Here is an 11,110-nt window from a genome sequence, read left to right as displayed (position 1 = left end):
CCTTGAGAAGATTCGTCTTGTTTAGAATCTTGTTGCTGATCCTGATCCGAGTTGTTTTGTTTAGAGTGTTGCTGTTGATCTTGAGCCGGTTCGTCTTGCTTAGAATGTTGCTGTTGCCCTTGAGAAGATTCGTCTTGTTTAGAATCTTGTTGCTGATCCTGATCCGAGTTGTTTTGTTTAGAGTGTTGCTGTTGATCTTGAGTCGAGTCACCTTGTTTATCCTGGGAAGATTCTTTGTTTTCCTCTTTTTGTTGCTCGTCATTGCTATCTTTATTATGTTTCATACTTCTAGTCTGTTCTTTGTTATCATCCTCTTGATTACTAGGTTGTTGCTCCGAGTTACCTGTTTCGTTTTTCTCTGTTGTATTTGATTTTTTCTTCTTACGTAGCCAATTCCAAATCATATGTATGCCCTCTTTGATTGTGTAATATAGTGCTATTTTGTGGCTAATTTTGTATATTATTCATTTATTTATGAAAAGAAGGAGGAGATTAGTTTGCATAGAAAAAATCCTTTAGTAAGCAGTACATACTATGACGGGAAGAGGGCGAGTCTGTGCAATTTGTAAAAAAAGAGAAGTTTGTTTTAAAGGAGTTTACATTTGAAAACGGTAGGGCAATTCCTGTTCAAATGGGATATGAAACGTATGGTACTTTAAATAGAGAAAGGTCAAATGCGATTTTGGTTTGTCATTATTTTAGTGCAACTAGTCACGCGGCAGGTAAATATACAGCGCATGATGAGGAATCTGGCTGGTGGGATGGTTTAATTGGTCCGGGAAAAGCAATTGATACAAATAAATACTATGTTATATGCACTGATAATCTTTGTAATGTACAGGTGAAGAACCCATATGTGATTACGACAGGACCGAAATCGATTAATCCGAAAACTGGAGATGAATATGCAATGGATTTTCCGGTTTTTACATTTCTTGATGTAGCTCGTATGCAATACGAGTTAATAAAAGATATGGGAATCCCAAGGTTATATGCTGTAACGGGACCGTCAGCTGGTGGAATGATTGCGCAGCAATGGGCTATTCACTATCCTCATATGGTAGAGCGGATGATTGGTGTTATTACGAATCCGCAAAATCCAATTATTACGTCAGTAAATGTAGCACAAAATGCAATTGAGGCTATTCAACTGGATCCAAGTTGGAAGGGCGGAAAATATGGAGAAGAGCAGCCAATGAAGGGGCTTCATTTAGCAAATAGAATGATGTTCATGAACGCATTTGATGAGAATTTTTATGAAACGGCATTCTCGCGTAATAGTATAGAAATGGCGCCTTATCAAGAGTTTTCTGCATTAACAACATTTGAGAAAGAGATAAACAAACTGACATATAGAAGTATAGAGTTAGTAGATGCAAATTCGTGGATGTACACTGCGAAGGCAGTTTTATTACATGATATTGCGCATGGATTTTCTTCATTAGAAGAGGCTCTTTCTAATATAGAAGCAAATGTACTTATGATTCCGTGTAAACAAGATTTGCTTCAGCCGTCACGTTATAATTATAAAATGGTAGACATTTTGCAAAAACAGGGGAAATATGCGGAAGTGTATGAGATAGAAAGTATAAATGGGCATATGGCGGGAGCATTTGATATTCATTTATTTGAAAAGAAATTGCATGAGTTTTTAAATCGGAAAGTATCTAGTTTTGCGTAGAAAATAAATGATGTGAAAAAGGTGCAATGTATGTAGTAGGCACCTTTTTTTACATGATTTGTAGGCGGAAAATATATGTGGCAATTGCTATACCGAAGAATGCGATACTGAGTAATAGAAATAAGAATGACATTTCTTGTGGTGATTTTATCTTTTTATTATTTTTCATACTAAGAGCAATAATTGCAATGATTAAGAAAATGATGCCCATAATGAAAAGAAAAAGTGTCATTTTCATTGGCTCCTTTCATAAAACAAGTATATTGAGGATACAATGCAAGAGTTATGTTTGTAAAGAATAAGTTTTGCGAGAAAATTGAGAAATAAATTCTCAGTTCTTTGCGTTCTTTCTTTCGCATGCTAAAATTGATGAGGAATGATTATTTAAAGAAGAAACTAAAGGTTTTATTGTATATAAGGAGGAACGACATATGACAGAAGTTAAAACAATTACTACAGAAGAAGTGCAAGAGCGTTTAGAAAATGGAGAAACGTTATTTTTAGTAGACGTGAGGGAAGATGAAGAAGTTGCGGCAGGAAAGATTCCAGAAGCTGTACATATTAAAATGGGCGATATCCCAAATAGAGTAGATTTTTTTGATAAAGAGAATGAATATATCTTTATTTGCCGTTCGGGAATGCGTAGTGAAAATGTATGTCATTATTTAAATGAGCAAGGCTTTAAAACAGTGAACATGGTGGGCGGTATGCTTCAATATGAAGGTGAAACGAAATAGTTAATAGTTAAAAACTTGAAACGAGTCTGTTTCAAGTTTTTTTCTTTTGCATACAGTGTACAAAAGGGGGATAGATAAATGGGGATTAACTTGCGGAAAGTAAAAATTATAAATAATACAGGGGCTGTTAATGTTGGTGACTGTTATGATATCTCACCTTTAGCTGTAGCAAAGGTATATGCAGGTGCTGGAGGGTCGAGTGCGGCTATTTTTTTAAATGGGAAAAGACAGTCAGAAGCAGTGATTAGAACATCAGTGTTTCTTCCGCCATTAGCAACGAGTACACGTACATTAGGTTCATAGAGGAAAGGTAGAGTGTGATTATGCCTGCTCATATAAAAGAGTTTGTTATTGTGAATAACACTGGAAATATATTTACCGGTGATAATTTGAGCGATACTTCATTTACTGCTACGAAATCGTATAGTGGTTCGATGGGGTGCACTTGGATCGACGTTGTTACAGTAATAGGGACGGAGACGAAGCTTTGTTTACAGCCGGGAGATTCTGTGACGACAACATATACAAGGGGTACTCCTGCTGGTACTGTACCAGGAACAAATATGGGGCAAAGTGTAAATACATCGGGTATAGCGCAAGCTGTTCCGAATACAGATAATATGGATTCAACTGCAGGACTCCCTTAAGAAATTAAGGGGGTTTTTATTTATTTGAAATAAAAATAGTCTTTGAGATTGTTTTTATAAATACATATTAAGAAGAGGTTTGTTTCATGTAAAAAAGATGGTGTGTAGGTGGTGGAAGTGTGAAAGAGCGCGATAAACAAAATTCATTAAACTCTAATTTCAGAATTTCACCAAATCTTATTGGACCTACTTTTCCTCCTGTTCCAACGGGATTTACTGGCATTGGGATTACTGGTCCAACCGGTCCACAAGGTCCGACTGGCCCACAAGGACCAAGAGGATTGCAAGGTACGATGGGGGAGATGGGTCCGACAGGTCCTCAAGGTGTCCAAGGGATTCAAGGACCAGTTGGACAAATGGGTGCAACTGGTCCAGAAGGACAGCAGGGGCCACAAGGATTGAGGGGACCAGAAGGAGCAACCGGAGCGACAGGCCCTCAAGGGGTGCAAGGGTTACAAGGTCCGATTGGTCCAACCGGAGCGACTGGGGCACAAGGTATACAGGGGATACAGGGATTACAGGGGCCAATTGGAGCTACTGGACCTGAGGGACCTCAAGGAATCCAAGGAGTGCAAGGAATACCAGGAGCAACTGGTTCGCAAGGAATACAAGGACCTCAAGGGATACAAGGCTCACAAGGACTGAGTGGAAATACGGGAGCAACCGGAGCGACAGGTCAGGGGATTACTGGTCCGACTGGCATAACAGGTCCAACAGGGATAACAGGTCCATCTGGAGGACCTCCTGGTCCAACGGGGCCAACTGGTGCGACAGGTCCGGGGGGCGGACCGAGTGGGAGTACAGGTGCGACGGGAGCAACAGGAAATACAGGGACAACAGGAAGTACAGGTGCAACTGGAGTAACGGGAAATACAGGTCCGACTGGAAGTACAGGAGAAACAGGAGCACAGGGACTGCAAGGAATCCAAGGGGTTCAAGGGCCAATTGGGCCAACAGGTCCAGAAGGTCCACAAGGTATTCAAGGTATTCCTGGCCCGACGGGAGTAACTGGTGAGCAAGGAATCCAAGGGGTTCAGGGGATTCAAGGGGTAACGGGAGCAACTGGAGATCAAGGTCCACAAGGTATTCAGGGGGCTATAGGACCTCAAGGTGCAACAGGAGTGACTGGAGATCAAGGTCCACAAGGAATCCAAGGAGTACGGGGTCCATCAGGAGAAACGGGACCACAAGGAGTTCAAGGAATACAAGGTCCGATGGGTGAGATAGGACCAACAGGTCCAGAAGGGCCAGAAGGACTTCAGGGTCCGCAAGGAATACAAGGAGTGCCAGGACCAGCTGGAGCAACTGGTCCAGAGGGCCAGCAAGGAATACAGGGAATACAAGGGCCGGTAGGAGCGACAGGACCAGAAGGCCAGCAAGGAATACAGGGAATACAAGGGATTCAAGGTGTAACAGGAGCAACCGGAGCACAAGGAGCAACTGGAATTCAAGGTGTTCAAGGGAATATAGGAGCAACAGGTCCAGAGGGTCCGCAAGGGGTTCAAGGAGTGCAAGGTGACATAGGTCCAACAGGTCCAATGGGAGCACAGGGAGTTCAAGGTATTCAAGGGATACAAGGACCGACGGGTGCGCAAGGAGTCCAGGGTCCGCAGGGAATTCAAGGAGTCCAAGGTCCAACAGGAGTAACTGGAGATACCGGTATAACAGGGGCGACAGGGGAAGGAACTACAGGCCCAACAGGAGTAACAGGTCCAACAGGGATAACTGGTCCTTCTGGAGGACCCGCCGGACCGACTGGCCCAACAGGTCCATCAGGTCCGACGGGAGTGACAGGTCCATCAGGTGGACCACCTGGCCCGACAGGAGCAACCGGTTCGACAGGAGTAACAGGAGATACCGGAGCGACGGGCTCAACTGGAGTGACAGGAGCGACAGGAGAAACGGGAGCAACCGGAGTTACGGGGTTGCAAGGCCCACAAGGAATTCAAGGAGTGCAAGGTGACATAGGTCCAACCGGCCCACAAGGAGTTCAAGGTCCGCAAGGAATCCAAGGAGTAACGGGGGCAACAGGAGAACAAGGTCCGCAAGGGATTCAAGGCCCACAAGGAATCCAAGGTCCAACCGGTCCCCAAGGAATCCAAGGGGAACAAGGTCCCCAAGGGATTCAAGGAGCAACCGGAGCAACCGGAGCACAAGGTCCACAGGGGATTCAAGGGATACAAGGTATACAGGGTCCGACCGGTCCACAAGGCCCAACAGGAATTCAAGGCGTTCAAGGCGAAATAGGTCCAACTGGTCCCCAAGGAGTGCAAGGGTTACAAGGTCCCCAAGGTCCAACAGGGGATACAGGAGCAACCGGAGTACAAGGTCCCCAAGGAGTGCAAGGAATCCAAGGTCCAACGGGAGCGACTGGAGCGACAGGTCCCCAAGGAATTCAAGGTCCGCAGGGCATACAGGGTGCACAAGGTTTAACCGGAGCAACGGGAGCAACGGGTGCACAAGGCACAACAGGGGACACGGGTCCAACCGGTTCACAAGGAATCCAAGGTCCAACCGGCCCAATTGGATCTGGAGCAACCGGAGCGACTGGAGCAACGGGTGTAACCGGAGTTAGTACAACTGCAACATATGCATTTGCGAATAATACTTCAGGAAGTGCTATTTCTGTTCTGTTAGGTGGTACGAATGTACCGTTGCCGAACAATCAAAATATTGGTCCAGGAATCACTGTGAATGGTACGAATACTGTATTCACAGTTGCGAATGCAGGAAATTACTATATAGCTTATACAATAAATTTAACAGCCTCTTTACTCGTAAGTTCACGTATAACTGTAAATGGTAGTCCGCTTGCTGGAACGATAAACGCTCCGACTTTGGCTACTGGTTCATTTAGTGCAACAATAATTACTAGCTTGCCTGCTGGAGCTGCCATTAGTCTGCAATTGTTTGGATTAATTGCAATAGCTACATTATCTACGGCAACGCCAGGAGCTACTCTAACGATTATTAGATTAAGTTAATAAGAAGAAAACCTTGGGGCTTTTATGCTTCAAGGTTTTTTATCTCATTATTTGTATGTAGTCTCATTGATTAGGAAAGTTTCACTTTATTCACTTGAGCAAAAACATCGCAGTTCGAAAATATATTATAATAGAATGAAAAGAGAGAAATTTGGCAGAAAGGGAGGGTGGCGATGCAGGAGATGGTTACAGATTTTTTTGGACGCTCACTTCAAGATTTGCGCATATCTGTCATTGATCGTTGCAATTTTAGATGTACATATTGTATGCCAGCGGAAGTTTTTGGGCCAAATTATGCTTTTTTGAAAGATGAGTTTTTACTGACGTTTGATGAAATTGAGCGTTTAGCAAAACTATTTGTTAGTATCGGTGTACGAAAAATTAGACTTACTGGTGGCGAGCCACTACTTCGTAAAGATTTAACAAAGCTTATTGCGCGTCTCGTGAAAATTGATGGATTAGTAGATATAGGGTTAACGACAAATGCGATTCATTTAACGAAACAAGCAAAAGCATTAAAAGAAGCTGGATTACATAGAGTAAATGTTAGTTTGGATGCAATAGATGACGATATATTTAAGGATATTAATGGCCGGAATATCAATACGAAACCTGTTATAAAGGGAATAATGGCTGCAAAAGAGGCCGGTCTTGATGTAAAGGTAAACATGGTTGTGAAAAAAGGGATGAACGATCATCAAGTGCTTCCAATGGCTGCATATTTTAAAGAGCAAGGAATCACGCTTAGGTTTATTGAGTTCATGGATGTTGGTAGTACAAATGGATGGAATTTTGATCAAGTCGTTACGAAGCGAGAGTTAATTGAGATGATTCATAGCGTGTATCCGCTTGAGCCAGCTGAAGCACATTATTTCGGTGAAGTTGCGAAGCGATATCGTTACGTTGGAACAAACGTCGAAGTCGGTTTTATTACTTCTGTTTCTGAGTCATTTTGTTCCTCTTGTACGAGAGCGAGAATTTCGGCAGATGGAAAGTTTTATACTTGCTTATTTGCGACAGAAGGACTCGATATAAGGGAACTTCTTAGAGGGAATCTTTCGGATGATGAGTTAATAAGCGTTATACAAGATGTATGGATGAATAGAAAAGATAGGTATTCGGATGAACGGACAGAAGAAAGTGCGAAGAATCGTCCGAAAATTGAAATGTCTTATATAGGAGGATAAGAAAGGGGGATATCGTATGCAGGAGCGATATTCAAGACAAATATTATTTTCTGGTGTTGGAGAAGAAGGACAGAGAAAAATTAGAGAGAAGCATGTGCTTATTATTGGTGCTGGTGCTCTCGGTGCAGCGAATGCAGAAGCGATTGTTAGAGCAGGGGTTGGAAAAATAACAATTGCGGATCGTGATTATGTAGAATGGAGCAATTTACAAAGACAACAATTATATACAGAAGAAGACGCAAAGCAGTATAAACCGAAGGCGGTAGCAGCGGCAGAACATTTAAAAGCAATTAATTCTGAGGTGGAAATAAATCCGGTTGTAACGGATGTAACGGTGCAAGAAATGGAAGAGTTAGTGAATGATGTAGATTTAATATTAGATGCGACAGATAATTTTGAAACGCGTCTTCTTATTAATGATATTTCACAAAAGTATAATATTCCGTGGATATATGGTGGTTGTGTCGGAAGTTACGGAGTAACGTATACAATTTTACCAGGAAAAACACCGTGTTTTCGCTGTTTAATGGAGCATCCGGCGAGTGGGGCAACATGTGATACGGCTGGTATTATACAGCCGGCAGTGCAATTAGTAGTTGCGCACCAAATAACGGAAGCGCTGAAAATATTAGTAGAAGACTTCGGGGCACTTCGTGAAACCATGCTATCGTTTGATCTTTGGAATAATCAACAGATGGCATTTAAAGTGAATAGGCAGAAAAAAGAAACGTGTTTATCTTGCGGAAGATTACGTACATATCCGAGTTTAACATTTGAAGCACAAACGAAAACAGAAGTGTTATGTGGCCGAAATACAGTACAAATCCGTCCAGGTGTACGGAATGAATTTAATTTAGAAGAAATTAAAAAGCGCTTACAAAGAAGTGTGGATGTAAAAGCTACTCCGTATTTATTATCATTTCCGGTAGAGGAATTTCGTTTTGTTTTATTTACAGATGGCAGGGCGTTTATTCATGGGACGAATGATATAAATGTAGCAAAACGTTTATATGCAAGATATATAGGTTGAACCTAAAGGGAAACCCTTTAGATTCAACAGAGAGAAGATTAAGGCTTTCTCGTATAATCTCCACTTTTTCCACCTGTTTTTTCAAGTAAGTACGTTTCGCCAATAATCATACCTTTATCAACAGCTTTACACATATCGTACACGGTAAGAGCGGTAGCGGAAGCAGCTGTTAAAGCTTCCATTTCAACACCGGTGCTACCTTCTGTTTTAACTTTTACTTCAATAAGTAATCGATATTGTTCTTCAGATTGTTTCCAATCGAAAGAAACGTCAACCCCTTTTAATAATAAAGGATGGCACATTGGAATAATATCAGAAGTGCGTTTCGCAGCCATAATACCTGCGATTTGTGCAACTGCTAATACATCACCTTTCCCAATTTCATTGTGAGAGATTTTATCGTAAATTTCTTTTGTAACGATAATGCTAGAGCATGCGATTGCTGTTCGAACGGTTGTTTTTTTGTCGCTTATATCAACCATCTTCGCGCGTCCTTGGTCATTAAAGTGTGTAAATGAAGACATGGAATTCCTCCTTGAAGTAATTTCTATTTAATATATAAAGTTTAATCGAGATAAAAAAAATTGCAAATATGAGGTGAGAAACGATGGTAGAAAAACGAATTCCAATTCAAGTTGCTGAGGCAGTAGAGAGGGTAATGGAATATGCGAAGAATGGTGAAGTAGAAGAGGTTTCTATTACGGAAAGTTACGGGAGGATTCTTGGGGAGGATGTTGTCTCTGATCATGATGTCCCTCATTTTAATCGTTCTCCTTACGATGGTTTTGCAATTCGAGCAGAAGATACGAAAGAAGCAAAGCAAGAAAATCCAGTTGAATTTGAAGTAATAGGAGAAATCGGAGCGGGATCTGTTTTTTTAGATGAAGTAGGGTCTTTTAAAGCGGTTCGTATTATGACTGGGGCAGCTATTCCAGCGGATTGTAATGCAGTCGTAATGCTAGAACTAACGGAAGGTTTTGAGCAGAACGGAAAAACATATATGAAGTTAAAGCGTCCTTTTAATAGTGGTGACAATGTGTCATTTAAAGGAGAAGATATAAAACAAAATCAAGTTCTTGTTAAGAAAGGTGCTGTAATCAATCCAGGTGTTGCCGCCTTATTAGCGACGTTTGGATATAGTACTGTGAAGGTTGTAAAACAGCCTGTTGTTGGGATTGTCACGACAGGAAGTGAATTACTAGAAGTACATGAGTCGTTACAGCCGGGGAAAATTAGGAATAGTAACTCTTATATGATTGCAGCTCAAATTAGGAAAGCTGGAGGGAAAGTTCGTTATTATGGCCAACTTGCCGACGAGTTAGAGGCGTGTTTTACAGCTGTTCAATCGGCGATGAATGAGGTTGATATTTTAATTACGACAGGCGGGGTGTCGGTAGGAGACTATGACTACTTGCCAGCTATTTATGAAAGATTACAGGCGAATGTACTTTTTAATAAAATAGCAATGAGACCAGGAAGTGTTACGACAGTAGCTGAAGTTGATGGAAAGTTACTTTTCGGTTTATCAGGAAATCCATCAGCTTGCTACGTAGGCTTTGAGCTATTTGTACATCCGGTTATAAAAACATATTTGTATGAGAAGGAGCCTCACGTATATAGAGCTGATGCTATTTTACAAAAAGATTTTCCAAAGCCAAATCCGTTTACTCGTTTTGTAAGAGCAAAGGTGGCAATCGTGGACGGGGTATTACAAGCGATGTCGGTCGGTTTAGATAAATCGAGTGCTGTATCTTCACTTGCGGATGCAAATGCTTTTATTGTGTTGCCTGGAGGAACGAGAGGATTTGAGGCAGGGATGAAAGTGTCTGTATTATTGCTAGAGCACGCTGAGGGAAGTGATTGGCCATGGGCAAAGCCCCTTCAATCTTACAAATAGTAGGGTATCAAAATAGCGGGAAAACAACACTTGTAGAGAAAATTGTGCATGGATTAGCTGAACGGAAAATGAAAGTTGCTACAATTAAACATCACGGGCATGGAGGGTTTCCAGAAGTAGCGCAAAAAGATAGTGAAAGGCATCGAAAGGCCGGTGCTGTCGTAAGTAGTGTAGAAGGCGCTGGATTACTTTCACTGTCGTCATTAAGAGAGGAATGGTCCTTGCAAGAAATTATTCGCTTATACGAGTTTTTTGAAGTGGATACAATTTTAATTGAGGGCTATAAAAAAGAGAGCTATTCGAAAGTGGTGTTACTTCGTTCTGAAGAAGACGTTGAACTTTTACATAAAGTAGAAAATATAGTAGCGGTTATTACGTGGCATGATGCTCCGGCAAACTTACGAGAAGAATATAAAGTATTTCATATAACAGAAGAAGAGTTGTATATAGACTGGTTTTTACAAACGGTAAGGAGTTCGAAATGACACATACGTATTATGAAGTAATTGATACAGAAATTTCAATTGAAGAGGTAGCGAATAAGGTTATTCGCCGCGAATGTGGTGCTGTTACAACATTTATTGGAACGGTTAGAGAGTTTACGAAAGGGCGTCGTACATTATACTTAGAATATGTCGCTTATAAAACGATGGCAGAAAAGATGCTAGAGAAAATTGGCTCAGAAGTGAAAGAAAAATGGCCGGGTACATACGTTGCAATTACACATCGCATCGGTACACTGCAAATTTCTGATATCGCGGTTGTTGTTGTTGTTTCAACACCGCATCGTAAAGCGGCCTATGAAGCGAATGAATATATTATGGAACGTATAAAACAAATTGTTCCAATTTGGAAAAAGGAATTTTGGGAAGATGGTGACTCTTGGATTGGTGATCAATTAGAAAAAACGCCATATCCGGCGGGAGAGCCTGGGAAGGAGCTATAAG

The 11,110-nt window shown here is 41.5% G+C and carries 12 protein-coding genes and 1 pseudogene; 10 read left to right on the top strand and 3 right to left on the bottom strand.

Going from position 1 to position 11,110, the window contains the following annotated elements; genetic code table 11:
* Positions 1-404: pseudogene (locus ACQVV1_RS28760) on the bottom strand (spore germination protein); the annotation flags it as partial.
* A gap of 152 nt (positions 405-556) precedes the next feature.
* Here ACQVV1_RS28760 and ACQVV1_RS28755 point away from each other — a divergent pair.
* Complete coding sequence (locus ACQVV1_RS28755; RefSeq protein WP_242252421.1) at positions 557-1,681, top strand: homoserine O-acetyltransferase family protein; 1,125 nt, start codon at positions 557-559, stop codon at positions 1,679-1,681.
* 49 nt (positions 1,682-1,730) lie between these two features.
* Here the strand turns inward: ACQVV1_RS28755 and ACQVV1_RS28750 are convergent, their stop codons facing one another.
* Entirely contained in the window at positions 1,731-1,913 is a 183-nt protein-coding gene (locus tag ACQVV1_RS28750) for a hypothetical protein (protein ID WP_063222421.1), read from the bottom strand.
* 199 nt (positions 1,914-2,112) lie between these two features.
* On the opposite strand from ACQVV1_RS28750, the gene ACQVV1_RS28745 reads away from it, so the two are divergent.
* The 6 genes from ACQVV1_RS28745 (at position 2,113) to ACQVV1_RS28720 (ending at position 8,266) form a co-directional block, all read left to right on the top strand.
* Positions 2,113-2,418, top strand: a complete 306-nt coding sequence (locus ACQVV1_RS28745; protein ID WP_063222422.1) for a rhodanese-like domain-containing protein — start codon at positions 2,113-2,115, stop codon at positions 2,416-2,418.
* Positions 2,419-2,496: 78 nt separating this feature from the next.
* Entirely contained in the window at positions 2,497-2,721 is a 225-nt protein-coding gene (locus ACQVV1_RS28740; protein WP_000512464.1) for a spore germination protein, read from the top strand.
* A 20-nt stretch (positions 2,722-2,741) separates the two neighbouring features.
* Positions 2,742-3,065, top strand: coding sequence for a hypothetical protein (locus tag ACQVV1_RS28735; protein ID WP_063222423.1), 324 nt, complete (start codon positions 2,742-2,744; stop codon positions 3,063-3,065).
* A gap of 119 nt (positions 3,066-3,184) precedes the next feature.
* A complete protein-coding gene (locus ACQVV1_RS28730) occupies positions 3,185-6,049 on the top strand; it encodes a BclA-related collagen-like exosporium protein (protein ID WP_431169873.1) in 2,865 nt (954 codons plus the stop codon).
* A 173-nt stretch (positions 6,050-6,222) separates the two neighbouring features.
* Positions 6,223-7,236: a GTP 3',8-cyclase MoaA gene (moaA, locus tag ACQVV1_RS28725; RefSeq protein WP_431169871.1), complete on the top strand. Its 1,014-nt coding sequence runs from the start codon at positions 6,223-6,225 to the stop codon at positions 7,234-7,236.
* 16 nt (positions 7,237-7,252) lie between these two features.
* Positions 7,253-8,266, top strand: a complete 1,014-nt coding sequence (locus tag ACQVV1_RS28720) for a molybdopterin-synthase adenylyltransferase MoeB (RefSeq protein ID WP_199677844.1) — start codon at positions 7,253-7,255, stop codon at positions 8,264-8,266.
* Positions 8,267-8,304: 38 nt separating this feature from the next.
* On the opposite strand, the gene moaC is transcribed toward ACQVV1_RS28720, so the two are convergent.
* Complete coding sequence (moaC, locus tag ACQVV1_RS28715) at positions 8,305-8,790, bottom strand: cyclic pyranopterin monophosphate synthase MoaC (RefSeq protein WP_063222427.1); 486 nt, start codon at positions 8,788-8,790, stop codon at positions 8,305-8,307.
* Between the two features lie 83 nt (positions 8,791-8,873).
* On the opposite strand from moaC, the gene moeA reads away from it, so the two are divergent.
* Genes moeA through moaE form a run of 3 tightly spaced genes read left to right on the top strand, consistent with a single transcriptional unit; the run spans position 8,874 to position 11,109 of the window.
* The gene (moeA, locus tag ACQVV1_RS28710) at positions 8,874-10,163 is read left to right on the top strand and encodes a molybdopterin molybdotransferase MoeA (RefSeq protein ID WP_431169870.1); all 1,290 of its coding nucleotides are present in this window, start codon (positions 8,874-8,876) and stop codon (positions 10,161-10,163) included.
* Positions 10,133-10,648: a molybdopterin-guanine dinucleotide biosynthesis protein B gene (mobB, locus tag ACQVV1_RS28705; RefSeq protein WP_242252430.1), complete on the top strand. Its 516-nt coding sequence runs from the start codon at positions 10,133-10,135 to the stop codon at positions 10,646-10,648. The genes moeA and mobB overlap by 31 nt, the downstream gene beginning before the upstream one ends.
* The gene (gene moaE, locus ACQVV1_RS28700; protein ID WP_242252431.1) at positions 10,645-11,109 is read left to right on the top strand and encodes a molybdopterin synthase catalytic subunit MoaE; all 465 of its coding nucleotides are present in this window, start codon (positions 10,645-10,647) and stop codon (positions 11,107-11,109) included. Before mobB ends, moaE begins: the two co-directional genes overlap by 4 nt.
* The last annotated feature ends 1 nt before the right edge of the window (position 11,110 follow it).

Source organism: Bacillus basilensis, assembly GCF_050630465.1.
Classification (GTDB): Bacteria; Bacillota; Bacilli; order Bacillales; family Bacillaceae_G; genus Bacillus_A; species Bacillus_A basilensis.
Note: the sequence above shows the minus strand (reverse complement) of the source record. Positions and strands in the feature narration are given on the sequence as shown.

Coding starts and splice junctions, on each gene's coding strand:
- moaC (WP_063222427.1), bottom strand. CDS start 8,790: ATGTCTTCATTTACACACTTTAATGACCAAGGACGCGCGAAGATGGTT.
- mobB (WP_242252430.1), top strand. CDS start 10,133: ATGGGCAAAGCCCCTTCAATCTTACAAATAGTAGGGTATCAAAATAGC.
- moeA (WP_431169870.1), top strand. CDS start 8,874: ATGGTAGAAAAACGAATTCCAATTCAAGTTGCTGAGGCAGTAGAGAGG.
- ACQVV1_RS28720 (WP_199677844.1), top strand. CDS start 7,253: ATGCAGGAGCGATATTCAAGACAAATATTATTTTCTGGTGTTGGAGAA.
- ACQVV1_RS28750 (WP_063222421.1), bottom strand. CDS start 1,913: ATGACACTTTTTCTTTTCATTATGGGCATCATTTTCTTAATCATTGCA.
- ACQVV1_RS28745 (WP_063222422.1), top strand. CDS start 2,113: ATGACAGAAGTTAAAACAATTACTACAGAAGAAGTGCAAGAGCGTTTA.
- moaE (WP_242252431.1), top strand. CDS start 10,645: ATGACACATACGTATTATGAAGTAATTGATACAGAAATTTCAATTGAA.
- moaA (WP_431169871.1), top strand. CDS start 6,223: ATGCAGGAGATGGTTACAGATTTTTTTGGACGCTCACTTCAAGATTTG.
- ACQVV1_RS28735 (WP_063222423.1), top strand. CDS start 2,742: ATGCCTGCTCATATAAAAGAGTTTGTTATTGTGAATAACACTGGAAAT.
- ACQVV1_RS28740 (WP_000512464.1), top strand. CDS start 2,497: ATGGGGATTAACTTGCGGAAAGTAAAAATTATAAATAATACAGGGGCT.